Source organism: Mycobacterium sp. NPDC051804 (assembly GCF_044452905.1).
In the GTDB taxonomy this organism is placed as follows: domain Bacteria; phylum Actinomycetota; class Actinomycetes; order Mycobacteriales; family Mycobacteriaceae; genus Mycobacterium.
In genome coordinates this window covers 140,194-163,368 of sequence record NZ_JBITCD010000001.1, presented here as the reverse complement: position 1 = coordinate 163,368, position 23,175 = coordinate 140,194, and the positions used below count along the sequence as shown (strand labels likewise).

Annotated in this window: 24 protein-coding genes; 8 read left to right on the top strand and 16 right to left on the bottom strand. The window is 65.7% G+C overall.

The features are described 5' to 3' along the window. Window positions 1–9: 9 nt before the first annotated feature. Window positions 10–1,485, top strand: a complete 1,476-nt coding sequence (locus ACIA48_RS00790) for a flavin-containing monooxygenase (RefSeq protein WP_396726650.1) — start codon at window positions 10–12, stop codon at window positions 1,483–1,485. Here the strand turns inward: ACIA48_RS00790 and rraA are convergent. From rraA to ACIA48_RS00750, 8 genes are all read right to left on the bottom strand, one after another. Continuing rightward, the gene (gene rraA / locus ACIA48_RS00785; protein ID WP_396726647.1) at window positions 1,482–1,970 is read right to left on the bottom strand and encodes a ribonuclease E activity regulator RraA; all 489 of its coding nucleotides are present in this window, start codon (window positions 1,968–1,970) and stop codon (window positions 1,482–1,484) included. The genes ACIA48_RS00790 and rraA overlap by 4 nt on opposite strands. After that, window positions 1,967–4,831, bottom strand: a complete 2,865-nt coding sequence (locus ACIA48_RS00780) for an ATP-binding protein (protein WP_396726644.1) — start codon at window positions 4,829–4,831, stop codon at window positions 1,967–1,969. The genes rraA and ACIA48_RS00780 overlap by 4 nt, the downstream gene beginning before the upstream one ends. Beyond that, window positions 4,828–7,620: an adenylate/guanylate cyclase domain-containing protein gene (locus tag ACIA48_RS00775; protein WP_396726641.1), complete on the bottom strand. Its 2,793-nt coding sequence runs from the start codon at window positions 7,618–7,620 to the stop codon at window positions 4,828–4,830. The genes ACIA48_RS00780 and ACIA48_RS00775 overlap by 4 nt, the downstream gene beginning before the upstream one ends. A gap of 82 nt (window positions 7,621–7,702) precedes the next feature. Further along, a complete protein-coding gene (locus ACIA48_RS00770; RefSeq protein WP_396726638.1) occupies window positions 7,703–8,458 on the bottom strand; it encodes a MerR family transcriptional regulator in 756 nt (251 codons plus the stop codon). Between the two features lie 49 nt (window positions 8,459–8,507). Then, the gene (locus tag ACIA48_RS00765) at window positions 8,508–9,083 is read right to left on the bottom strand and encodes a hypothetical protein (protein WP_396726635.1); all 576 of its coding nucleotides are present in this window, start codon (window positions 9,081–9,083) and stop codon (window positions 8,508–8,510) included. A gap of 90 nt (window positions 9,084–9,173) precedes the next feature. Next, window positions 9,174–10,118: a CopD family protein gene (locus ACIA48_RS00760; protein ID WP_396726632.1), complete on the bottom strand. Its 945-nt coding sequence runs from the start codon at window positions 10,116–10,118 to the stop codon at window positions 9,174–9,176. Next, entirely contained in the window at window positions 10,094–10,636 is a 543-nt protein-coding gene (locus ACIA48_RS00755) for a copper resistance protein CopC (RefSeq protein ID WP_396726630.1), read from the bottom strand. The genes ACIA48_RS00760 and ACIA48_RS00755 overlap by 25 nt, the downstream gene beginning before the upstream one ends. 93 nt (window positions 10,637–10,729) lie before the next feature. Beyond that, window positions 10,730–11,383 carry a DUF6474 family protein gene (locus tag ACIA48_RS00750; RefSeq protein ID WP_396726627.1) on the bottom strand — a complete coding sequence of 218 codons (654 nt, stop codon included), beginning with the start codon at window positions 11,381–11,383 and terminating at the stop codon, window positions 10,730–10,732. 182 nt (window positions 11,384–11,565) lie between these two features. Between ACIA48_RS00750 and ACIA48_RS00745 the strand changes: the two genes are divergently transcribed. From ACIA48_RS00745 to ACIA48_RS00735, 3 genes are all read left to right on the top strand, one after another. Then, window positions 11,566–12,615: a hypothetical protein gene (locus ACIA48_RS00745; protein ID WP_396726624.1), complete on the top strand. Its 1,050-nt coding sequence runs from the start codon at window positions 11,566–11,568 to the stop codon at window positions 12,613–12,615. 69 nt (window positions 12,616–12,684) lie between these two features. Beyond that, window positions 12,685–13,176, top strand: coding sequence for an ImmA/IrrE family metallo-endopeptidase (locus tag ACIA48_RS00740; RefSeq protein WP_396726621.1), 492 nt, complete (start codon window positions 12,685–12,687; stop codon window positions 13,174–13,176). After that, the gene (locus ACIA48_RS00735; protein ID WP_396726618.1) at window positions 13,173–14,345 is read left to right on the top strand and encodes a hypothetical protein; all 1,173 of its coding nucleotides are present in this window, start codon (window positions 13,173–13,175) and stop codon (window positions 14,343–14,345) included. The genes ACIA48_RS00740 and ACIA48_RS00735 overlap by 4 nt, the downstream gene beginning before the upstream one ends. Before the next feature lie 70 nt (window positions 14,346–14,415). On the opposite strand, the gene ACIA48_RS00730 is transcribed toward ACIA48_RS00735, so the two are convergent. The 4 genes from ACIA48_RS00730 to ACIA48_RS00715 all read right to left on the bottom strand — a co-directional run bounded on the left by ACIA48_RS00730 (window position 14,416) and on the right by ACIA48_RS00715 (window position 17,127). Then, window positions 14,416–14,814, bottom strand: coding sequence for a transcriptional regulator (locus ACIA48_RS00730; protein ID WP_396726616.1), 399 nt, complete (start codon window positions 14,812–14,814; stop codon window positions 14,416–14,418). Window positions 14,815–15,265: 451 nt separating this feature from the next. Next, the gene (locus ACIA48_RS00725) at window positions 15,266–15,973 is read right to left on the bottom strand and encodes a TMEM165/GDT1 family protein (RefSeq protein ID WP_396726613.1); all 708 of its coding nucleotides are present in this window, start codon (window positions 15,971–15,973) and stop codon (window positions 15,266–15,268) included. Window positions 15,974–16,208: 235 nt separating this feature from the next. Next, window positions 16,209–16,742, bottom strand: coding sequence for a peptidase (locus tag ACIA48_RS00720; protein WP_396726610.1), 534 nt, complete (start codon window positions 16,740–16,742; stop codon window positions 16,209–16,211). Window positions 16,743–16,842: 100 nt separating this feature from the next. Continuing rightward, window positions 16,843–17,127: a S26 family signal peptidase gene (locus tag ACIA48_RS00715; protein ID WP_396728420.1), complete on the bottom strand. Its 285-nt coding sequence runs from the start codon at window positions 17,125–17,127 to the stop codon at window positions 16,843–16,845. Window positions 17,128–17,212: 85 nt separating this feature from the next. On the opposite strand from ACIA48_RS00715, the gene sodN reads away from it, so the two are divergent. Continuing rightward, complete coding sequence (sodN, locus tag ACIA48_RS00710) at window positions 17,213–17,635, top strand: superoxide dismutase, Ni (RefSeq protein ID WP_396726607.1); 423 nt, start codon at window positions 17,213–17,215, stop codon at window positions 17,633–17,635. 81 nt (window positions 17,636–17,716) lie between these two features. On the opposite strand, the gene ACIA48_RS00705 is transcribed toward sodN, so the two are convergent. Further along, window positions 17,717–17,929: a hypothetical protein gene (locus ACIA48_RS00705; RefSeq protein ID WP_396728546.1), complete on the bottom strand. Its 213-nt coding sequence runs from the start codon at window positions 17,927–17,929 to the stop codon at window positions 17,717–17,719. Between the two features lie 343 nt (window positions 17,930–18,272). On the opposite strand from ACIA48_RS00705, the gene ACIA48_RS00700 reads away from it, so the two are divergent. The 3 genes from ACIA48_RS00700 to ACIA48_RS00690 are packed head-to-tail and all read left to right on the top strand — an operon-like array spanning window position 18,273 to window position 20,481. After that, on the top strand, window positions 18,273–18,614 hold the full coding sequence (locus tag ACIA48_RS00700; protein WP_396728418.1) for a rhodanese-like domain-containing protein: 342 nt from the start codon (window positions 18,273–18,275) through the stop codon (window positions 18,612–18,614). A gap of 34 nt (window positions 18,615–18,648) precedes the next feature. Beyond that, entirely contained in the window at window positions 18,649–19,650 is a 1,002-nt protein-coding gene (locus ACIA48_RS00695) for a DUF4328 domain-containing protein (protein WP_396726606.1), read from the top strand. Between the two features lie 6 nt (window positions 19,651–19,656). Next, entirely contained in the window at window positions 19,657–20,481 is an 825-nt protein-coding gene (locus ACIA48_RS00690; protein ID WP_396726603.1) for a glycerophosphodiester phosphodiesterase, read from the top strand. On the opposite strand, the gene ACIA48_RS00685 is transcribed toward ACIA48_RS00690, so the two are convergent. From ACIA48_RS00685 to ACIA48_RS00675, 3 genes are all read right to left on the bottom strand, one after another. Beyond that, window positions 20,478–21,023, bottom strand: coding sequence for a ferritin (locus ACIA48_RS00685; protein WP_396726601.1), 546 nt, complete (start codon window positions 21,021–21,023; stop codon window positions 20,478–20,480). The two genes, ACIA48_RS00690 and ACIA48_RS00685, sit on opposite strands and share 4 nt — an antisense overlap. A 130-nt stretch (window positions 21,024–21,153) precedes the next feature. Further along, window positions 21,154–22,377: an LCP family protein gene (locus ACIA48_RS00680; protein WP_396726599.1), complete on the bottom strand. Its 1,224-nt coding sequence runs from the start codon at window positions 22,375–22,377 to the stop codon at window positions 21,154–21,156. A gap of 25 nt (window positions 22,378–22,402) precedes the next feature. Next, window positions 22,403–23,170, bottom strand: a complete 768-nt coding sequence (locus ACIA48_RS00675; protein WP_396726597.1) for a CPBP family intramembrane glutamic endopeptidase — start codon at window positions 23,168–23,170, stop codon at window positions 22,403–22,405. Window positions 23,171–23,175 lie beyond the last annotated feature (5 nt).

Sequence of the window (23,175 nt, the reverse complement as noted above, 5' to 3'; positions counted from 1 at the left end):
TCCGGTACCATGAGCGAACACCTCGACGTCGTCATCGTGGGAGCCGGTATCTCCGGCATCAGCGCCGCCTGGCACCTACAGGACCGCTGCCCGACCAAGAGCTACGCGATCCTGGAGCGTCGTGAGAATCTCGGCGGCACCTGGGACCTGTTCAAGTACCCCGGCATCCGCTCGGACTCCGACATGTTCACCCTCGGCTTCCGCTTCAAGCCGTGGACGTCGGAGAAGGCGATCGCCGACGGGCCGTCGATCATGTCCTATCTGAAGGAGACGGTCGCCGAGTACGGCATCGACAAGCACATCCGGTACGGACACCGCGTCCTTGGCGCCGACTGGTCCGACGCCGACAACCACTGGACCGTCCGGGTCGAGACCGACGGCGAGGAGCGCGAGATCACGGCGTCCTTCCTGTTCGCCGCGAGCGGTTACTACAACTACGACGAGGGTTACACCCCGGAGTTCCCCGGCCGCGAAGACTTCGAGGGCACAATCATTCACCCGCAGCACTGGCCCGAGGACCTCGACTACACGGGCAAGAAGATCGTCGTGATCGGCAGCGGCGCCACCGCCGTGACTCTGATTCCGGCGCTTGCTAATTCGGGTGCCGGCCACGTGACCATGCTGCAGCGCTCGCCGACTTACATCGGCTCGCTGCCCGACGTCGACCCGTTCACGGTGCAGACCAACAAGGTGCTGCCCGAGAAGCCGGCGTATGTGCTGAACCGGTGGAAGAGCATCCTGTTCCAGTCGGCGCAGTACCGGATCAGCCGTCGCTTCCCGGATTTCATGCGCAAGCAGCTGATGACCATGGCCAAGCGCCGCTTGCCCGAGGGTTACGACGTGCAGAAGCATTTTGGCCCGAATTACAACCCGTGGGACGAGCGGTTGTGCCTGGCGCCCAACGGCGATCTCTTCAAGACCATCAAGAAGGGCCGGGCCGACGTCGTCACCGACAAGATTGAGCGGTTCACCAAGTCCGGGATCAAGCTGGTCTCTGGCGAGGTGCTGGAAGCTGACATCATCGTCACCGCAACGGGTTTGAACCTGCAGCTCTTCGGCGGCGCACAGATCTCGCGTAACGGCGTGCCGATTGAGCTCAACGACACCATGGCCTACAAGGGCATGATGTTGACCCACATGCCGAACATGGCGTTCACCATCGGGTACACCAACGCGTCGTGGACGCTCAAGGCCGATCTGGTGTCGGAGTTCGTCTGCCGGGTCATCAATTACATGGATGCGAGGGGCCTCGACACCGTGGAACCGCAGCATCCCGGCAACAGCGTCGACGAGCGCCCGCTGATGGAGTTCACGCCTGGCTACGTGCTGCGCGCGCTGGACTATCTCCCCAAGGCAGGACACGTCGCACCGTGGCGGCTCAAGCAGAACTACCTGCTGGATCTACGCCTGATCCGGCGTGGCAAGGTCGATGACGAAGCGCTGAAGTTCTCGAAACACCGTGCGCCGGTGACGGCCTCGGCTTAGGTTTCTTCGCTGGCGACGACGACGATGCCGTCGTCGTCGCTGTAGGCGATCTCGCCGGGGGCGAACGCGACTCCACCGAACTCGACGGTGACGTCGCGCTGGCCGTCGCCGTCCTTGCTGCTCTTGCGTGGGTTGGTGCCCAGCGCTTTGACCCCGATGTCGAGAGTTCGCAGTGTCGCTGCGTCGCGGACGGAACCGTTGATGATGATTCCCGCCCAGCCGTTGTCGACGCCAAGGCCGGCGATGACGTCGCCGACGAGCGCGGCGTGCAACGAGCCGCCGCCGTCGATGACGAGCACGCCGCCGTTACCCGGTTCGGAGAGTATGGATTTCAGCAGCGCGTTGTCCTCGAAGCACTGCACCGTGGTGATCGGCCCGGCGAACTCGGACCGCCCACCGAACTGACGGAACTGCAGATCGCAGCTGCGGACGTCGGGGCCGATGTCGTCGACGAGGTCTGCGGTGGGGCGAGGGTCGATTTTCACACGTCGATGCTAGCGATCGGTCCGGTGACGAGTTTCGGGTCGATGTTGTCGAGGGCGAAGGCCACTGCTTCGTCCAAGCCCATGGCGGAGCCGGCTCTGCGCAGTTCGAGCGCGCGATCACGTCCGAGTGCTGTTTCCACGATTGCACTCGTCTCGCGCAGCGTTTCGGAGATGACGCCGCGGGCAGAACCTCCCGATGCCGTCGGCGGTGCGGTGCCGTCGGAGGGGGCCCAGCGGCGAAAGTTGGTAAACGCGGCGGCAATCAGTACGCCGCCGACGTCGGGCCGGGTTTCGGCCAATGCACGCGCACAAGCAACAAGACAAGGCGCGGTATGTAGCGGGTTCATGATGCCGCGGTACATGAGCATCGCCCGGCCTGTCATGGAGAGGGTGAGGTTCCAGTCGCGGAGTCGTACGGCGGCTAGAGATGCGGTGATGAAGCTCGCGGCGATCTCCTGTCCGGGCGTGGTACTGAGCTCAACGCTTTCCTGTAGACAGGCTCGCGCCTGCTCCGGGTCGCGGTCAGCGAGCGCCATCGCCACGGCGTTTAGTGCGATCACGATCGCGCCCGGAAGAGCGGTTTGACGGGCTAGGGTTATCGCCTCTTGGGCCCTTGCCGTCGCTTGCTCGAGGTCCATGCCACCGATCAATGCTCCGGTCACGCTGTAGGCAAGCACGATGGCGGCGGTCCCCGGAAACCCGGACGTTTGTGCGAGCTCGGCGGCACGTTCATAAGTGGTGACGGCGTCGGTATAGGCGCCCGCTGCGAGTGCTTCCTCGGCCTTGAGAGTGAAGACATCGATCTCGATCGGTTGCCCCTTCAGTGGGGTGGCCCGGTTGCTTGCCGCCTCCAGTGCTTTCCGACAGAGTTCACTGGCCCGTTCCTGGTCGCCAGTGTCGAGAGCTTCGTACGCCGAGACCATCAAAACCCGGGGGTAGTCGGGATGTTCAGCCGCGCCGGGCAGGTCGATGACACGCGAAGCCGGCACCAGCCATATCTGGCCGATCCGGCTCGCGTTGGCTCGGTCGCGGTGGGGATGGTTGGCCACGATCTGGATGGCCCGAGCGACGTCGACCGCCTCGATGGCATTCGCCAGTGCGGACCGGATGTTCTCGCGCTCAACACCGATTTGACCGATAGCATCGGCCAGCCAGAGGCCCGTCTGGGACGGCGCAAGACCAAGCAGTATGTGTGTCCCCGTTGCGGCTTCTGTCAACAGATCGGCATAGAAACCGGTGTGCGCGGCTCGAAGTGCCGCGATCTCGCCGTAACCTGCGAGCCGTTCCTCGCTGTACTGCCGGATAGTTTCCAAGAGCCGGTAGCGCATGCCCGTGGCATGTTCTTCGGCGATTACCAGCGATCGTGAGACGAGGCTGGTGGCCAGATCCAGCGCTTCGCTGCGCTCGACAGGGTCGCCACTGCACACGTCCTCGATTGCCTCGAGTGTGGCGCCACCGGAGAACACCGAGAGGCGAGCCAGCATTCGCTGCTCGGCAGTATCGAGGAGTTCGTACGACCAGTCGATCGCAGCCCTCAGGGTCGCATGACGACCCACCGCTCCCCGACGTCCACCGGCAAGCAACTCGAAACGTCGATCAAGTCGGCGCAGTAGATCGGTGGGACTCAACGCGATGACGCGCGCTGCGGCCAATTCGATGGCGAGTGGCACGCCGTCAAGTCGTTGACAGATCTCGACCACCGAGCGGGAATTGTTGTCGTTCAACGCAAAATCAGCCTTGACCTTTCGGGCCCGCTCGACGAAAAGGCTCACCGCATCGGTGTGTATGAGGTAGTCGATGTCGTCGTCTGGCTGCCCCGCGGCCAGCGGCGGTAGGGCGATCAGTTGTTCGCCGTCGATCGCCATCCCTTCTCGGCTCGTGGCCAGCACGGCGACCTCAGGACACGACTGCTCGATGCGGCTGACGAGATGCGCCACCGGGACAAGCACATGCTCGCAATTGTCCAGCACCAACAAGAGTTGCTTCTGTGAAAGGGTCTCGATGAGGCTGTCCTCGAGCGACTGACCGGACCTACCGAGCGGATGGACGACCTCGGCGACGGCCTCAGCGACACCGGATTGCTCAGTCACGGGCGCGAGCTCGACGAGCCACACTCCCTCCCGATATCGGGGTAGAAGATCCGCGGCGACCTGGATTGCCAAGCGCGTCTTGCCGACTCCGCCGACACCGGTGACGGTCACCGCACGCGAGTCGTCAAGCGCGGCGGCGACGCGAGAAACCTCGGTTTGTCGACCGATAAAGGAGCTGACCTGGGCGGGCAGATTTCCCGGGAACGAATCGACACTCCGAAGAGGGGGAAAATCTTCATATTGGCTTTTTGGCGATAACTGGAAAACCCTTATGGGACTACCCAAATCGCGAAGGCGATGTTCACCGAGGTCAAGTAGCTCAGTCCCAGCGGGTAGGTCGCCCCGCACAAGAGCTTCGGTAGCACCCGAGATGACGATTTGTCCGCCGTGGGCTGCGGCCATCAATCGCGCGCAGCGATTGATCGGTAGGTTGGCGTATCCCGTGTCATCGACGATGACAGCCTCCGCCGTGTGCAGTCCGATGCGGGCCTTCAACGTAGAAGCCGTGGCCCAGTTCTCCGCTGCAAGAGTCTCTTTGATCGCCAAGGCTGCCACGATGGCATCGCCCGCCGTCGCAAACGCGACCGCCATCCCATCCCCCATGCGTGAGAACACGTAGCCGTTGTTAGCGGCAAACGCCTGCTCCAAGAGCTCATCGTGCCGCACCATCGCAGGGCGCATTGCGTTGGGGTCTTGCTCCCATGCCCGGGTGGATCCCTCTAGGTCGGTGAGGAGGAATGTGACTGTGCCCGACGGCGCCTGCGCATTCACATTTCGTTCCTCGACCTTGGGTCAATGTGGTTGAGCGCGAATGTGATCGCCTCGTCCATGCTCATCGTGTTTCCGGTACCGCGAAGTTCGCGTGCACGCTCTGCGCCGAGCGAGGTCGCGACGATATCGCCGACGTCGTGCAGTGCGCTGAGTACGAAGTTGGCGTTGGGGCCGACCGGGGCGGCTGCTTCGCGTTGCCTGCTCCCCGCGTCGGCGGCCGCACGCCGGAACGCGCTGTACGCCGCGCCCTGCAGCACGCCGGCCGCTTCTGGTCGCCGCTCGGCCAGCGCGCGTGCGCACAATGCCAGGCATGGGGCGACCTGTAGCGGAGCCATCACCCAGCGCTCCAATTGCATCGACCGAGCGGCCAATGCGAGTGTCAGGTCCCAGTCGGCGAGCCGGGCAGCCGCCAAGCATGCGGTCAGCACTCCGGTCGGGCTCGACTCAGCCGGCGTGGTACTACGGTCGTTGCTCTCGTTCAGGAGGGCGCGGGAACGTCGCGGATCGTCGTCGACCAGCGCCATGGCGAGTGTGTTGAGGCTGATGACGATCGCCGCGTGCATACCGGACCCTCTGGCCAGCTTGACCGCCTTCTCGGCTGCTTCGGCCGAATTCTCTACGTCGCCGCCGCCGAGCAGTGCGGTGTTCACACCGATGGCGATGTTGATGGCCGCAAGACCCGGAAAGCCGTCGGCCGCGGCGAGTTCGGCACCGCGCTGGTAGGCGACAACGGCAGCGGCATAGTCGCCCGCGGCCAGCGACGCCATGGCCGTCAGATTGTGCCCGTCCACTTCGACGCGGGGGCGGCCCGTGATGTTGGTATGCGGCGTGTCGATTTCGACCGCTTGGCGCCGCAAGCCGTCGGCTTGGTCGTAGTCGCCTCGCAGGTAGGCCTGCCAGGCCGCCGCCATCAGCACGTGAGGATATCCGGGCTCGTCGCGGGCACCCGGCATATCGATGACGGTCCCCCACGCCGGAATCTCGAATACCTCGCCTGTACCGCCGTAGCCATGGTGGTGCGGATGGTTGGCCAACATCCGCACCGCCATGGCCGCGTTCGCGGTATCCACGGCGGTGGCGAGTGCCGCACGGGTGTTGTCGCGCTCGAAGTTGATCCGAGTCGCCCACGCGAGTTGGTCAGGGCCGTAGTAATACTGGGACGCGCGCGCGGATAGGTCCGCGTAGAAGCCGGCATGGGCGATCAGCAATGCCCCGATCTCACCGGATTTGGCGAGCTTCTCTTCGCCGTATTGGCGGATGGTCTCCAGCAGCCGGAATCGGGTGCCTGCAGCGCTGTCTTCGGCCACCACCAGCGACCGCGTGACCAGACCGGTGACCAGATCCAAAATAACTTCGCGATCAACGGAATCGCCGCTGCACACCTCCTCGATCGCTTCGAGGGTGCAGCCACCAGAGAACACCGCCATGCGGATCAGCAGCCACTGTTCGGCGGGGGTCAGCAACTCGTAGGACCAGTCGATCGCGGCGCGTAGCGTCGCGTGGCGCTCGACCGCCCCGCGTCGTCCGCCAGCCAGTACTTGGAAGCGGCGGTCCAGACGCCGGGCGAGCTCAGCAGGACCCAACGCGATCACCCGTGCGGCCGCTAGCTCGATCGCCAGGGGCACACCGTCGAGCCGTTGACAAACTTCCACGACCGCCCGTGCGTTGTCGTGAGTCAACGCGAAATCCGCCTTGACGTGCCGAGCCCGGTCGACAAAAAGGCTGACGGCATCGGTGGCCATCAGACGCTCGAGATCGTCGCTGGGCATGCCGGTTTCCAACGGAGGCAACGCGATCAGTTGCTCTCCATCGACCGCGAGTCCCTCGCGGCTGGTGGCGAGCACCACGATCCCTGGGCACTCCCTCTCGATACGCGTAACGAACTTGGCTGCCGGGCTGATCAGATGCTCGCAGTTGTCCAACACCAGCAGGAGCTGCTTGTTGGCCAACATCTCGAGCAGCGACTCCTCAAGAGACTGTCCCGGCCGCCGCGATAGCCGGAATGCGGCTGCGACCGCCTCGATGACACCTTCGGGATCTCGTATCGGCGCTAGCTCCACCAGCCACGCCCCTTCACGAAATCGCGGCAACAATTCGGCGGCAACTTGAATTGCCATGCGGGTCTTGCCAACACCGCCGACACCCGTGAGTGTGACGACACGGGAGGCCTCCAGCGCGGAGGCTACCCGTCGGGCCTCGGCTTGACGTCCGACGAAAGAGCTGACCTGGGGCGGTAGGTTTCCGGGGAAGGCGTCGAGACTGCGTAGCGGCGGGAACTCCTCGGATAGATCGGCGGAACTGAGCTGATAGACCCGCAGCGGACGGCCGAGGTCGCGCAGGCGATGTTCACCAAGATCCGTCAGCCACCGACCTTGCGGAAGCTCTTCGCGGACAAGAGCTTCCGTTGCTCCGGACAGCACGATCTGCCCACCGTGCGCGGCCGCCATCAACCGTGCAGCGCGGTTGACCGGCTGGCTGACGTAGTTATTGTCGTTGACGACGATGCCCTCATCGGTGTGTAACCCGATGCGAGCCCTCAATGGGCTGGCCGGACCCCACGTCTCGTCGGCCAGCGCACGCTGAAAACTGATCGCCGCCTTGACGGCATCGCCGGCGGTGGCGAACGCGGCCGCCATCCCGTCGCCCATTCGGGCGAACACGTAACCGTCGTGCGCAGCGATGGACTTCTCTAATAGTTCGTCGTGGCGAACCATCGCCGCTCTCATCGCGTCGGGATTCTGTTCCCATAGGCGCGTGGAACCTTCGAGATCGGTGAGGAGAAAGGTCACCGTGCCCGAAGGTAACTGCCCAGCCATGCCCCCTACCCGTCGAACGGGCATACCGGAAACCAAGCGTAGCTGCGGGTCAGCCTCAGCGGTTCAGAGTTGCCAACACAATGTCATGCACGAACTGCGCCAGGCCGGGCTCGACGTCGTCGTAGTAGCGGGTGAATCGTTCGTCGGCGACATACATCTCGACGAGGTTGCGGTGCATGTCGCCGCCAAAGTCGTAGAACCGTCCGACCGCTGCGCGATGCCGGGCGACCAGCTCGTCGGCCTCCGGGGAACCCGCTTCGACGCCGCCACGCTTGGCCTCGGCCAGCGCCTGCAGCAACGCGTCACCTTCGGCCTTGATATCGATCCAGTCCTGCTTGGTGAATGCCGCGGCCCGCTGCTGGGATTGTTTCCATGCGTCGGTCTCACCCCAACGCTGTTCGGCTTCGACGGCGTAATCCTCACCGAACGCGGTGGTGCCGAAGATCTCGATCTGTTCCTCCGCGGTGAGCTGGATACCGCTGCGGTGTGCGCTCATCAGTTCCTCCACTGCCTTGATGGTGTGCTGAAGCCGGTCGGCCTGTTCCAGCAGCAGACGGTGCTGCCGCTGCAGGCTTTCGAGCACATCCGCATCACCGTCGTCCAGCAGTGCGCGGATCTCCTCGAGTTGCAGCCCGACGGAGCGGTACACCAGGACCACGTGCAGCCGTTCGATATCGGCATCGGTGTAGCCGCGGTACCCCGCCGGGGTGCGGACGCTCGGCACCACCAAACCGATGTGGTCGTAGTGGTGCAGGGTGCGTACCGAGACGGCGGTGAGAGCGGCTACCGCGCCGACGGTTTTGGCGTCCATAACGCCACTATCGACCCTGACGTGGCGTGAGGGTCAAGTGGAATTCGGTTCAGCTCTCGTCGGAGCCGCGGCGGACAATCAGCACCACCAGGATGGCGAGTACACCGGCCGCGATGGCCGCCGCGATCGGCAGCCGGGAGGGCTCGGGTCCGATGAACGGCACGGGCGCCGGACCGGACACGGGGTTGCTCGCGGCGGCGACCGTGGCTTTCGCCTTCGCCGCGGCTTCCTTTGCCGCCGCAGTGAGGTCGCCGTTGGTTTCCGCCAGCTTCGGCGGTGCGGACTTGGCGGGAGCCTTCTTGGCGGGGGCTTTCTTGGCCGGAGCCTTCTTCGCGGCCTTCTTCGCGGGGGCCGCCTTCTTCGCAGCCTTGGCGGGATTCTTCTTGGCCGGCGTCTTCTTCGCGGCCTTGGCGGGTGTCTTCTTGACCGGGGCCGGCGCGGGCGGCGGCGTGCTCTTCGCAGGTGGTGGCGTCTCGGCTACAGGCGGCTGGGCTGCGGGAGGCTGGGCGGCCGGCGGCGGGGGCGTGGGCGGCGGCGTCGGCACGGGCGGCGTGGACTCGGGCGGCGGCGTGGACTCGGCCGGCGGGGTGGGTCCTTGGTCTGGTCGGTCCTGCTCGTCTGCCATCGGCTGCTCCTTTGCAGTTTCTGTCTGCGCATGTCCGGCGTCAGCGTGGGTACCGGCAGTGGAACCCATCATGCCAGGTGGGCAATAGCGCTAACCGGTCGCGGCCAGTCCGGCCGCGAGTGCGAGCGCTACGGCCATTACCGCCAATTCGACGAGCGAGCGGGATCGCGACAACACCGCGGTGGTTCGGTGAGCCCGTGCCGCAGGCAGCCAGATCGTGCGATTTCGCCAGCCCATCAGCACCAGCACCGTCGCCACCGCGATCTTGGTGGTCAGCAGCCGACCGTAGCCGGTGGCGTAGAGGTCGGCGGGTGAGCCGAGCCGGTCGAGAGCCGCCACGGCGCCGCCGAGCAGCAGCGCGAGTACACACCACAGCGACAATTGGGAGAACCGCGGCAGCACCCGCGCCCACTGACCGCGATGCTCGACCGTCAACACCAGGGCCACCAGCGCGCCGCACCACAGTGCAGCCGCCAGGGTGTGAGCGGCCACCGCCAGACCGCCGACTGCGCTTTCGAAGAAGTGACCCGTGATCAATCGGCTGATCAAGCCCACCGCGGCAAGACCTGCCACCACCAGGTTGACCGCTGCCGCACGCGGCGCCGCGACCGCGGTGACACACAATGCCGCAGCCGCCGCGACCGCGAGGGTGCCTGCGCGTCCCGCCGCGGTGTCCAACGCGAAATCGACCGTCGTGGGTACGTTCAGGCGCCAGATCGGGACGGCGGCGGCTTGAGCGGCCGCCACGATCAGCCGGCCGAGTTCGGCCACCAGCCAGACCGCACCCGCGGCGGACAACGGCACTGCGGCGCGGCCGATGAGTTCACGCCGGTACCTCTCGTCGTCGAGCATCGGCACCACTGCGAGTCCGAGACAGACAACCGCCGCGCAATCGGCGACCGCCCGCACGAGCGTCACCGGCAGTGAACCCTGGGGGTAGGCCAGCGCCCACGCCACCACCGACGCAGCGGCCACCACCAGCGTCCCGCCGGCCAGCGCCGCGGAAGGTCTCACTTTCGGCGCCGCGCCGCCCACAAGACTCCGGCACCGACGATCAGCACGGCGCCGACGTAGAAGGGCCACACCGGAATTCCGCCGTCGTCCGCGGATGCACCGGAGGCGTCCGCGGCCGGAGGCGTCGCACTTACAGGTGGCCCCGCGGCTCCGGTTCCGGCCACGGTCAGCTGAAACGACCACGAGCCCGAGACGACATGGCCGTCGGCCGAGGTGGCGCGATAGTTCACGGTGTACGTGCCCGACGGGCCCAGAGGACGCACCCCGACGCTGATGATGGCGCCGTCGACCTGGGGTTCGCCGGTTGACCACAGGTTGCCGTCGGGGCCGACCACCGTCATCGCCGCGAACTCGGGTTGCATCTCCTCGTTGAATGTCGCGCTGACCCTGGCCGGGGCCTGTGGGAGTACGGCATTCTCTGCGGGGTCGGACGCGATGCGGGCCGCGTGTGCCGCGGCGACGCCGGCGTTCCCGAGTGTTCCCACCGCGAGTGCGAACATCAGAATCGCAAGGGCGGCAATGTGTTTGGTAGATCTCATTCGATTATGGCTTTCGTGTGTCGTCGGAATCTTTAGTCAGCGGGCGAGGCTGACCGGCGGACCCCGGTGCGACACCGCGCCGACGGGCGCATGTCAGACCAGGCCGAGCCGGGCCATCAAGTCGGCGTCGATACCGTCGAGCTGTTTGGCGATCGCGGCGTGCGCCGAGCGGCGCTGTGCGAGCGGCATGTTCTCCGCCGCGGCGACAGCGGCGGAAAGATCGCCGAGGCGTTCGGTGATGGCCGCGACGAACTGCTTCGTCTCGGCGTCCTTCGGCTTCTTCTCCCCGACCATCCGGAGCGACTGCTCGGCGCCCGCGATGCGCGCCGACAGCTCTGCCCCATGGCCTGAGAACTGACCGAGCTGGCTCAGCGGAACACCCAACCGGGCCGCACGCCGCTCGTCGACGTAACCGCGCGCTGAGATAGAGGCCCGGTACACCAGGGGCACCACGACTGGCGCGAGCAGACGGGTGACGGTGAGGACGCGGCGAATCCTGATGGGGGAGAACAACTTACCCTCGCGCGCCGCTTTCAGCTGCATGTCCGCGATCTTTAGTGCCGCTCGCTCGCTCTCGCGCTGCGCCCGCAATTGGGCATGCAGAGCCCTGGCTTCCGACCGATGCGCCGCCTTGATGCGGCGAGTCTCGTTCTTCGCCTCCAGTTTGGCCTCGAGTTTCGCCTTCGCCTTGATGGCGCGGGCCTCGGCCTTGCGGGTGGCGCGGGTTTTGCGCTTGAACAGGCTCATCCCAGCAGTCTCCCGGTCGCGTTGTCGATGCCGCACAACACTATCGTCCGCTGCGTTTGCCGCGCGGCCCTGGCCCGCGGCGATGTTGTTTCGGCCGCAAGTAATCCCGTCAACCCAGTTGTGCGACAATCGCGTGACAGCAAATTTTGGCATCGGCGGTGCGTGTGAAGGGTGGTGCAGAGGTGGGTTCGCGTGTGCGCATCGCCGCGGCCGGCTTTCTGGTGGCCTCCGGGCTGTTGGTCGGTGGTGCCAACAGCATTTCTGCGCATGCATCCCCCGCGCCCCGCTCCGTCGGCGCCGGCGACGGAAATGACGCCAAAAGCGAATCTGGGCAAAAGGACGGCACGGCGTCGTCGCCCCGGCCGGGCCGCCATGACGACGGATCCCCGGCGTCGTCGCAACGGCCGGGCGGCCGTGACGACGGATCCCCGCGCACCGGATCCCGAGACGACAAGCCGGATGGTCGCAAGCCTCGCGACCGGCAGCCCGGAGCCGGACTGCCCCATCGGAATCCGCGGACGCCCCACGACGAGAAGCCCACCGATGGCGAGTCCGGCGACGGGAAGGAGGGCGAGGACGGCCCGGGTGGTGAGACGCCACCCAAGACGCCGCACTGGCCGCCAAAAGAGGAACCGCCCGGCGAGGAAGACCCAGATGACTGCTGGCCATGGCCACCTGGACCCGACCCCGACCCGTCTCCCCCCGGCAGCGGCGGAGGCGCGGGCCCACCGCATCGGCCGCAGGTGGTCCGCCCCGATCCGCCGCGGATGCAATTGCCGCAGCATCTGCTCCCAGAGCACACGCCCTCGCAGCCGGGTGTGATCGACGCCGAACCCGGCATCGGCATCACATCGCCGGCGGTTCCAGTCGCGCCGATCGATCTGCCGGTCATCGTGGCGCCCCCGGTGGCTCTGCCGGGTGGCGCTGTGCCGCGCGGGCTACCGGCGGAGCCGGTCCCGGCCTCGCCACGCGGAACGGCGGCCGAACCGCCCGTGGGGCGCCAGGCACCGCCTGCCGAGACGGCCAGCAACGTCGATTCCCCACCCGCGTCGTACCGCGCCGGATACCCCGAATACCTGCGCAACGCGGGGATTTCGCAGGTATTCGCAGTGGCGGCACCTGGACTCGTGGGGATGGTGATTCTCACCGGTCTTGGTGGCCTCGTCGGCTACCGCCAGGCAAAGGCGGGGCGTGCTGTACGCACAGGTGGCGCCGCAAGATTTGTGAACTGAACTGGCGAGGAACTGATGCTTTAGCGGGCCGGACAGCGCATAGTGGACTCGTCGAATAGGGGGGAATGTATGCCTGCCAGCCGCAGCGTCACCCGCGCAGTGGGCGCGGTGTTGGACCTCGCTCCGCGCCAGGGGGAGGTGTCGCTCACCCGGCTTGTCGACGCCGTCAGCAGAGACAGAGGGCGTCCGATCGAGCTGAAGACAGCCGATCTGCCGCCAGGTGTGTGCGGGCAGTGGCGTCAGTACGCCGATCGGGATGTGTTCCTTATTCAGAAGGGCCTACCGGCATGGGACCGCACCCTCGCACATGAGCTCGGACACCTGGTTCTCGGGCATGAGGGTATGCCGGTTGTCGAGGCCGCCCTCGAGAACACCGAGATGGCCAGCTCCGACTTGATCGGCTACATGCTGAACCAGCGCACAGGCTGTATGGGACCCAACGGTGAGGATCTGGAGCAGGAAGCCGAGGACTTCGCGGCGCTGCTGCTGTATCGGTTGGGCCGGCTGCCCTCCGATCGTGCCTCCATCGTCCAGGTCCGGCTCGGAGAGGCGTTTGGTTGATCGTCTGGGTGATCGCCGGTCTGCTCGGATTGGCCACCGGTTTACGCATCGGATGGGCACTGGTCAACAAGCAATCGCTGGTGAGCACCGCGATGATCCTTGCGCTCGGCAGCCTCGGGATGATCGCTGCGCTGAACTGGCAGCCCCTGACGCTCCTCGTCGACACCCTGCTGCGCTGGCCCAACGTCTCGATGGGCCTGTCTCAGGTAGCACTGGTGATGTGCGCGGCGGGCAGCTGCGTGATGATCACCACCGTCGCGTCCGGGCGTAAGCCCGCAACGATCCGCAAGATCGCAATCGCTCAGTACGCCGTTGCAGGCGTCATCGCCGCGGTGAGCCTGGTGACATTCTTCTCGGCGGAGCAGCAGTCGGAGATGGCGCCCGAGGAGTACCTGCGGCAGACGCTTGCCGCGGACGGCAACTCGCTGCCGTGGCTGCTGCCGCTGCTCTACGTGCTGGGGGCGCTCACGCTGGTGTCGTGGGCCGGGCTGCGGTACTCCAACCGCAGCCGCCGTGGACGGGCGCTGTTCGTGTTCACGATCGGCATCGTGCTGATCGTGCTGGCGGCCGGCTTCTTCTTCGTGCGGGCGCTTGGCAATACCGGACCCGTCGGGGTTGGCGCCGCAGCCACCCTTCTCGGCTGCGCAATGCTGGTCGTTGCCGCCGGTTCGCTGCTGCCGAGTGTGGAGGACTGGTTCGGTTCGCGCCGTGAGCTCAGGGTGATTGAACCGCTGCTGGACGAATTGGGACGCCGCCATCCCGACGTGGGTATCGGAGTGCGTCCCCGCGGCCCGCTCGCGTTCCGGGTGGCCGAAAGGATGTCGCTGATCTCCGATGCGCTCTTCCTGGAGGCCACCGCCGCAGACGTCACGAGAAAGCGGGTCGGCACCGGGGGTGCGCTCGCCGCCGATCGTGACACCGAGGACGACAGCGACATCGACGGGGAGGACGCCGATATCGAGCCGCCGGCGGTGCCACCCGAGGAGCAGGCGCACGCTATTGCTCAGTGGATCTACGCGGGTCGTGAAAGCGCACGGAAGGAAGGGGATCCGAAGTTTCCCGGTTTGAGGTGGTTGCGCCAACCCGAGGTCTACTCAGACCGTGAGTGGATCCTCGAGATAGCTACGCAATACCGCGCGCTGATCCGCTCTGGTAACGCCAGGGCCTGATCCGGGTGATAGATCCCCAAAGGGGCGCCGTGACGACTTCGCGGGCAAACGCAACGCAGCTTACGGCAAGCTAATCGTCCAGATGCTCCTGGCGGCGCAGCTCATCGACCTTTTGGACGATGTCCTGCTGGGCCTCAACCGATAGACCGACGGTGCGCGCCGCAATGCGACGAACGCCTTCATCCCGCATATTCGCGAGCCAGGTCAGCTCCTTATCGAGCTTCTCGTAGTACTCGTCGTCGGTGAAGTACGCCGGCTTGATACGGAAGAAGTTGGCAAGGGCGGCCATGGTGGCTGCGGACGGGTTGGTGCGGTTGCCGGAGCGTAGCTGCGACAGGTACGGAGCGGACATCGTCACGCCCTCGGACTTGAGTGCGCCGATGACTTCGGCGGAAGTGTGCGGGCCGCGACCGGGCGGGTAGACCGTGTCGAACAGTCTGTTTAGACGGGCGGCGAACGTCTTGCTCATCGGTATTGACCTCCACATGCGTAGACGAGCGGACTATTGGGCGGCGTATTTGCTGATCATCGTAGCGAGAGTTGTGCCCAAACCCAAGTGCAAACTGGGTTCAAGTTAACCCACCTTTCGCATTCCCTGGGCTCCCCCAACCAGTGACGACACCGTCACATTACGCACAAACTGCGGTCACATGGTGCGGTCGGGCAAATAAGATGGACATCGCCTGAAATGCCGTACCTGGGGTTTGGCCGCGATCGCCACACTAATCCCGATTTTCACAACTGGCAACGTTCATAACCACTGTTGATGGCCGGGCGAAAGATTTGCTGTTTGGATGCAAAATCGCTGCGTTGCGGGGTGCGGCGAGCGACCGCACTAAAGGCGCGTGGGTTAGCGAGACGGCGGCACGGTCGTGGAATAACGGCGGTCATGGACAGCCAGCAGATTAGCGGAAACGGCGCTACGGGGAATTGATCGAAGACGGCGCGGGCGAGGCCGCCGAAGGCGCCGAACGTCGCTTCCTGGCGAAGCGAACCAGCGCGACGGAGCCGACGGCCACGACGACCGATCCGGTGACCGCCAGCGCGACCCAGCGGAGCCCGAGTGCGCTGTCGAAGAGCAGCCAGAGGCCGAACACGAGGAACAGCACGCTGGCGAGACTGTGCAGGAAGCCTTCGGGCAGTCGCTTGTGTAGCAAGACGCCTGCCGCGATGGCGACGCCGTCGGCCAGCACCATGCCCACGGTGGCCCCGATCCACACCCCCAGCCAGTTGTGGTCGCTGGCGAGGGTGACCGTGGCCAGCATCGTCTTGTCGCCGAGTTCGGCGAGGACGAAGGAGGAGACGATCGCGAAGATCACGAAGCGTGGCTCTGCGACGCGCACCTCATCGTCGTCGTCGCTGTTGCGACCTTCGCGCCACGTCCAGATCGCGAACAACAGGAATGCGATGGCGCCGGCGAAGGCGATCGGTTGTTCGGGAAGTGTCAGGCCGAGGAAATGACCGATCGCCACCGACAGTCCGTGCACGAGCGTGGCGGCGATCGCGACCCCCGACAGCACGACCCACCAACGATGGCGCAGTGCGTACGTCATGGTGATCAGCTGTGACTTGTCGCCGAGCTCGGCCACGAACACCACGGCGAGGCTGATGAGGATGGCGGTGAGCATGAGAACGACCTTTCGACCAAACTACGGTCGAAGGTCTCGCCCACCACCCCTCGTGATGAGGTGCGGTTCGTCGGCCGGGCTTGCGCCAGTATGTCGACACGACGATTGGGGGCTACTCCCCTTCGCTGATAACCCGACAGTAGCGGCGGAGATGACGACACGCCAGTCGGCCCAACGATTTCGGGTACCCGAATCGAGCATTCAGGGATACGAATTGAGTCAGCTTCGAAAACCCTTACGCGGCAAGAAGCATGGCCAGTATCGCGGTGTCGGGGTGGCTGATCGGGTCGACACCGACCCTGCTCACCATCGACGTGACGGTCCCGTCGGCTTCGGCTTCCACCCAGGCGGCACGGTGTTCCAGGCCGAGATGGGGCAGGCCGGGCAGCAGCACGCAACCCGAGGCTGCACCCGAGCATTCCGGCAGCGTCGGCATGGTCTCCGACGGCGGATGGAGCATCAGCAGGGCCGGTGGCTGATGCTGTGCGAAATATCCTGGCGGAACCGCAGATTCGCCGACAACGGTGCCCTCCGCGACGACCAGGCCGACGGTATTGGGCTCAGGCTCGTCGGGCAACTCCTCGCGCGCGCCGAAAATCGTTGTGGTGGAGAGCAATCCAGGAAGTGACGCCACGCGCACCGCGACCATCAACAGCTGTGCCCACTCTTTGGTCGAATCCGGCCAGCGGCCCGAGATCACAAACCCTTTGAGTGATCCCTGCGAATGAAACGGGGCGATCTCGATCGCCCGACCAGACCCCATCTCCATCTCGCCTCCGCACCATCGTTGTTCGGTGAAGCCCGACACGACTGTGGGTCGATCAGATCAGGATGCGCAGGTTCTCACCGGCGCGCAAGCGGACACGCAATCATTGGCCGCGGTGGCCCGGCGCCCGGACCTTCAAGACGACGCGGTAGGTGCCTGCAGCGGACACCCAGCCCAGCTCGTGAGAGTCAACGGCGCCCGGTGCTGTGGGATTGTCCGACCGGGCTTCGAAGATCGCGTCCGCACCAGTTCCGTACACCTCGCCGACTCGCTTGACGAGCCAGCGCGTGGACCGGCGTGGGTCACGGAACACCCGCAACTCACCGGATCGCGGGACACCACCGCGCCGACCAACCAATCCGTCACCCGGTCTCAGCGCCGGGCGCATAGAGTCCTCGACCACCGTGAACAAACGCAGTGGCCAAAGCGGTGGAGGATGGTTGCGCGCCACCCTCGAAGGGTAGGTTAGGGCCATGCTGCATCGACTCATGAACAACGCCACCCCTGCCCACGCCCACTGCGACCTGTACTGCGGTGTCTACGATCCGGCCCAGGCCAAGATCGAGGCACTCTCGTGCCTCAAGACCCTGCAGAAGTTCCATGACTCAGACGATGAGCACTTCCGCACGCGCGCGATCATCATCAAGGAGCAGCGCGCTGAGGAGGTCAAGCATCACCTCATGGTGCTGTGGGCCGACTTCTTCACCAAGGATCACTTCGAGCAGTTCCCCAACCTGCATCAGCTCTTCTGGGACGGCGTGCACGGCGCCGGCGATGTGAAGAAGTCGACCGACGTCGCGGTCGCCGAGAAGCTGCTGAAGACGATCGACGAGATCTCTGACATCTTCTGGCAGACCGAGAAGGCCAAGGGCATGGGCGTGTACCCGCCCGCATAGCGGACTGAAACGAGGACGGGCCTGCTCATCGCGAGCGGGCCCGTTTTTCATGCCTATAAGGGGTGGATCAGTGCGGGCCGATCAGTACAGGACGATCAGGGCGAGCACGCCCAACAACACGAGGGCGATCACACCGGCTCGCAGACAGGCCATCAGCTGGCTGCGGGTGTAGATGTTCGCGGAGGAATGCCACTCAGAAGGTGGCACCGCGGACCCCGGCCCCATTGGATGCGGCGACGCCATTAACAGCTCCTGACCTGCACGATCGGTACCCTCCCCGGTGAGATCTGTCACAATGCCAAGTTTGTGACCGCGATCATAACCCCTGCGGATCGCCGGAAGAAATCGGGACGCAAAAGGGTTGAGACATGCAGGTAGTGGGTAGAAAACTCCTGACAGCCGTCAAGAAGCGGATGCTTAGCCTAGCGACATATTTCGCTCAGGCTCGCTCCGGCTGTTGATTGCCGCATTGATCGGGTCCCAGTTTATCCACAGTGATCTTGAGCGATTGCACAGATTCAGCGGCTCAGACTCGTTTTGCCCCGATGGTGGGCCTGTGGATGAACCTGTGGAAACTGTGGATAGTCCGGAATTGCTGGCGCTGGGCGGACCGGTTGCGGTGTGCAAGCATTGGCGGATGGACTCCGACGCGGTTGCGCAGGCCGATATCGCCACTGTTCCTCAGACCTTCGACGAATCGGTGATCTTGCTCGACGTTCGCGAGGACGACGAATGGCAGCGCGGCCACGCTCCGGGCGCCCAACACATCCCGATGGGCCAGATCCCGGCCCGTATCGCCGAAATCGACTCCGGGGCCGCGCTGTATGTCGTATGCCAAGGCGGCGGCCGGTCGCAGCGCGTCGCCCAGTACCTGGCGCAGAACGGCTATTCACCGCTCAACGTCAGCGGGGGAATGATGGCGTGGGCCGGTGCCGGCCGACCCGTGATCACCGACGACGGCGGCGCGGGCGTCATCTGAGGATCCTTCGGGCAACCGTCGCTAGGCTGGTCGGATGATCCAGGTCTGTTCCACGTGCGGAACGCGGTGGAACGTACGCGACCGCAAACGGGAATGGTGCCCGCGCTGCAACGGCGCGCTGCTCGCGCCGACGAGCCCAAACCCCAATCAGCTGGGGGCCCCGCCGTCGTCCGGCAGGGGAAGGTTGCCTCAGGGATACCGCTGGATCGCGGTGCGACCGGGCGCCGCTCCACCGCCGCGCAGGACCCGCCGACCCCTCGGCCCCACGCCGCGCTATCCGTTCATTCCGCGCTGGGGGCTCGTCGACCACTTCGAACAAGTCGAGCAGCAGGCGCCGCAGCGCCCGGGCCCGTCCGCACGGATCGTGCGAACGACACTGGTCGCGACGATGGTGGTGCTCGGTGTGGCGGCGCTCGTGCATCTGGTGCGTTACGCGCTGCTCATCGTCAACCGAAGCATGTTGTTGAACCCGTGGGTGGCCGGTGGTGCGACGTGGATCGGCGTGGCTGCCAGCGTCATCGCGATCTTCATGGTCGTCGCCAGCGCGATTGTGCTGACCAACTGGCTCATTGGCCGCAGGGCCGCCGCCTATGCCTACCGCGGACAGCCGGATCCGCGTCCTTTGTGGGAGTTGCGTGCGGGTTGCCTCGTACCCATCGTCAACCTGGCCTGGGCACCGGTGTTCGTCATCGAACTGGCCGGTGTCGAAGAGCGGCTGAGCTGGCTCCGCAGAAGCATCGCCGTGTGGTGGCTGGTGTGGATCGCGAGCACCGCGGTGTCGGTGTTCTCGATCGCGACGAGCTTCGCCACCGAAGCACAGGCCATCGCGGACAACACGGTGACGACCACCGTGGCCTATCTGCTGGCACTGGCCGCCGTGCTGCTCGTGATGAAGGTCTTCGACGGGTTCGAGCGGCAGCCGGTCGAGAAGCCGTCCAGGCGCTGGGTGATCGTGCCGGATGCGCCGGTCAACACCAACACCGAACCCGAGAATGCCGTAGCGGTTGAGACCGGAGGCCAAAACCCGGCAGCATAGGTACTTATGAACTCGGGCGACGGCGCACTTGCCGGCCATCCGTTCGTCGTGGCGCACCGCGGTGCGTCCGGCGAGCGTCCCGAGCACACCTTGGCCGCGTACGAGTTGGCACTGCAGGAAGGCGCCGACGGGGTCGAATGTGACGTGCGGCTGACCCGCGACGGTCACCTGGTCTGCGTACACGACCGCCGGGTGGACCGAACCTCCAACGGGAGCGGACTGGTCAGCGAGATGACGCTGGCACAGCTACGCGAATTAGATTACGGCGCTTGGCATCCCAGTCGGGAAGCCGGCGGCGCGACCGGTGACACCGGACTGCTCACGCTCGACGACCTCGTCAAGCTGGTCCTGGACTGGAACCGCCCCGTGAAGCTCTTCATCGAGACCAAGCACCCCGTCCGCTACGGCGCGCTGGTCGAAAGCAAGGTGCTGGCTCTGCTCCACCGGTATGGCGTGGCTTCACCGCCGTCGGCGGATCTGTCGCGCGCCGTGGTGATGTCGTTCTCGGCCGCCGCGGTGTGGCGGATCAGGCGGGCAGCGCCGATGCTGCCGACCGTGCTGCTCGGCGAGACGTCGCGTGTCCTGGGCGGCAGTGCGGCGACGACGGTCGGCGCCACCGCGGTTGGCCCGTCGATCTCGACCCTGCGTGAGCATCCCGAACTGGTGGATCGCGCCGCCGCACAGGGCCGGGCGCTGTACTGCTGGACCGTCGACCACTACGAGGACGTGAACTACTGCCGGGATGTCGGCGTCGCCTGGGTGGCGACGAATCACCCCGGCCGGACCAAGGACTGGCTGCAGAACGGTCTGACCGGGGTGCAGAGCGACTAGAGGGCGCCGCCGGCCGCCTTGGGTGCGGACGGATCCGCTGTCGGAGCGGCCATTTCGCGCGCGACGAAGTCCTCCAGGTTGAACAGGTTGGTGCCCGCGCGGTCGGCGATCCGCACCAGCGTCGTCATCCGCGCCACTTCCTCGACCTGTTCGGCGAGGAACCACTGCATGAACTGCTCGCCGAGGTAGTCGCCCTCGTCCCGAGCGGCGCCGGCCAACCGGGTGACCTGTTCGGTCACCGTGCGCTCCATGTCGAGCGCCATAGCCAGCGCGTCACGCGCAGAGTCGAACGTGTTGCGCACCGGATCGACACCGGGGATCTCGACGGGCAGGCCGCGATCGAGCAGGTACTGCACCAGCATCATCGCGTGGTTGCGCTCTTCGACGGCCTGGGCGTAGAAACTCTTGGCCAATTGCGGCAATTCATCGGAGGCGAAATAAACAGCCATGGCGACGTATTGCTGAGCGGCACCGAATTCACTGCGAATCTGCTCCTGCAGAAGAGTGTTGAATTTTGTCTCGTGTGCATCGGTGGTCGTCATGCCGCCGAGAATATAGCAGGTCAGAGGGTATTGTCATCGAAGGTGAACCTAACGCAGGCCAGCGTTACCTAAGTAAGGCGGCGCAATTGTGACGGCGCTTACACGAAAAACTAATAATTTGCTGAGCGTGTCACGGTTGGGCGTCGATGACATCCTGTGGTACCGGAGCGTCGGATTTCAGCGCGGCGAATAGTTGGTCGGCGATCTCGCTATTCCACACGACGATCGACCCCGAATCGCCCTCGGTGAACTCGCCAATCGGCACCGTCGTGGTCGTGACGTCGCCGCGCAGCGCCCATCCGAGACGCGCCAGGTCCCAGATGTGATCCTCCTGGCCGACGGTGACGGCGCCCGACGCCGCGTCCGCCATCGGGTACCAGCGCAGCGGGTTCAGCCACACCGCGGGACTGGCGGCGCGGTGCAGCAGAGCGGACATGAACTCGCGCTGATTCACCATCCGGTCGAGATCGGCGCGTGGCGTCGCGCGCGTGCGGACGTAGCCGAGCGCGGTGCGGCCGTCGAGCTTCTGACAACCCGCGGGCAGGTTGATCCCCGCCAGCGGATCGTCGATCGGTTCGGCGGGGCACATCGTCACTCCGCCGACTGCGTCGACCATGACCGCGAACCCGTCGAAACCGATCTCCGCGTAATGGTCCAACCGAAGTCCCGTGGCCTGCTCGACGGTCTGCGCCAGCAGCGGAGCGCCCCCCTCCATGAACGCGGCGTTGATCTTGTCGCTGCCATACCCCGGGATCTCCACATAGGAATCCCGCGGGATCGACACCATGGTGGTCGGCGTGCTCGAACCGATGGCGGGGATGTGCACCAACAGAATCGTGTCGGTGCGGCCGCTGCCGAGGTCGCCGCCCGTGGCCAGTTCGGCCTGTTGTTCGGGCGTCAGCGTCTGCCGGCTGTCCGACCCGACGAGTAGCCATGTCGTACCCGCGCCCGCCGTGGGCCGGTCCGGATAGTCGGTCAGTGCCGGAATGCGGTGCAGTGACGAGTCCATCCAGAGCCCACCGGCGACGACCGCGACCACGGACACGAGCAGCAGCGCCATCAGCATGCGTCCCCAGCGCCGTTTGCGCCGAGGCTTTTTCGGCCGCGGCGGCGGTGGGGGAGCAGTTCGGTGGGGCGGCGCGGGCGGGCGGGCGTGCGGTACCGGGGGCCGCGACTGCGGGGGTGGCGGCCTGCGTGGCGGAGGGGGAGGCGGGGGTCGGTGCTGCGGCGGCGGAGGTGTCGCCGGATTCGGCGGCCAGGGCGGCCGGTAGTTGGGGTCGCGGCGGATCACCTGCGACGGCTCCCGGCGCTGATGCGGGGCACCCCCCGGGGGCGGCTGCCGGTTGTCGTCCACAGCAAGAATGTACGTCGGCCGGGACTTACTGCAGCCAGTTCAGATGGCCTGCCGCCACTGCGTATCCGACGAACGCGACCGCGTCGATCAGGGCATGTGCGACGATCAGCGGCCACAACCGGCCGGTGCGCAGGTATACGTAGCCGAACACCAGGCCCATCGCGACGTTGCCGATCCCGGCGCCGAAGCCCTGATACAGGTGGTACAGACCGCGCAGCAGGCTCGTGATGATCACCGCGGCGAGCGGGCTGAACCGGAGCTGGCGCAGCCGGGTGAGCAGGAACCCGATGACGATGATCTCCTCGGCCCACCCGTTCGCGAAGGACACGAGCAGCAGCACGGGGATGCGCCACCAGGTGTCATAAAGCTCAGCGGGTTCCACAGATGCGTTCATGCCCAGCACCCGGGAAAGCAGATAGAACCCCAGTCCAGGCAGTCCGATCAGCAGCGCCAGGCCGACGCCGCCAAGGAGGTCGGGGCGCCACTGGAGCCGGCCCAGCCCGATCTGAGAAGGCCCAAAACCGCTGCGCCACAACAGGTATAGACCCAGCGCGCCCCACGCCACCAACTGGAACACCCACGCAAGGTTGAGTCCGAGGTCGATCGGATCAAAGGGCGAACGGCGCGGATTGAGCGCCACGACCTGTCCGGAGAGTCCCAGCAGGATGGCTTCGATCAGGTTCAGTAGGGCGGTGTACGCCGAAAGTCCGAAGGTGACCGCCAGCACGACGGCGATCTCGATGCGCAGCCCACGACGCTGCGGATCCGAGAGTTCGTCGGGGCCGCCGGTCACCGGGC

Excerpts from the sequence above, each read along its gene's own strand:
- ACIA48_RS00730 (WP_396726616.1), bottom strand. The coding sequence starts at position 14,814 with ATGAGCAAGACGTTCGCCGCCCGTCTAAACAGACTGTTCGACACGGTC.
- ACIA48_RS00740 (WP_396726621.1), top strand. The coding sequence starts at position 12,685 with ATGCCTGCCAGCCGCAGCGTCACCCGCGCAGTGGGCGCGGTGTTGGAC.
- sodN (WP_396726607.1), top strand. The coding sequence starts at position 17,213 with ATGCTGCATCGACTCATGAACAACGCCACCCCTGCCCACGCCCACTGC.
- ACIA48_RS00700 (WP_396728418.1), top strand. The coding sequence starts at position 18,273 with ATGGACTCCGACGCGGTTGCGCAGGCCGATATCGCCACTGTTCCTCAG.
- ACIA48_RS00715 (WP_396728420.1), bottom strand. The coding sequence starts at position 17,127 with ATGCGCCCGGCGCTGAGACCGGGTGACGGATTGGTTGGTCGGCGCGGT.
- ACIA48_RS00790 (WP_396726650.1), top strand. The coding sequence starts at position 10 with ATGAGCGAACACCTCGACGTCGTCATCGTGGGAGCCGGTATCTCCGGC.
- ACIA48_RS00685 (WP_396726601.1), bottom strand. The coding sequence starts at position 21,023 with ATGACGACCACCGATGCACACGAGACAAAATTCAACACTCTTCTGCAG.
- ACIA48_RS00695 (WP_396726606.1), top strand. The coding sequence starts at position 18,649 with ATGATCCAGGTCTGTTCCACGTGCGGAACGCGGTGGAACGTACGCGAC.
- ACIA48_RS00750 (WP_396726627.1), bottom strand. The coding sequence starts at position 11,383 with ATGAGCCTGTTCAAGCGCAAAACCCGCGCCACCCGCAAGGCCGAGGCC.
- ACIA48_RS00770 (WP_396726638.1), bottom strand. The coding sequence starts at position 8,458 with ATGGACGCCAAAACCGTCGGCGCGGTAGCCGCTCTCACCGCCGTCTCG.
- ACIA48_RS00690 (WP_396726603.1), top strand. The coding sequence starts at position 19,657 with ATGAACTCGGGCGACGGCGCACTTGCCGGCCATCCGTTCGTCGTGGCG.
- ACIA48_RS00765 (WP_396726635.1), bottom strand. The coding sequence starts at position 9,083 with ATGGCAGACGAGCAGGACCGACCAGACCAAGGACCCACCCCGCCGGCC.
- ACIA48_RS00720 (WP_396726610.1), bottom strand. The coding sequence starts at position 16,742 with ATGGAGATGGGGTCTGGTCGGGCGATCGAGATCGCCCCGTTTCATTCG.
- ACIA48_RS00725 (WP_396726613.1), bottom strand. The coding sequence starts at position 15,973 with ATGCTCACCGCCATCCTCATCAGCCTCGCCGTGGTGTTCGTGGCCGAG.
- ACIA48_RS00755 (WP_396726630.1), bottom strand. The coding sequence starts at position 10,636 with ATGAGATCTACCAAACACATTGCCGCCCTTGCGATTCTGATGTTCGCA.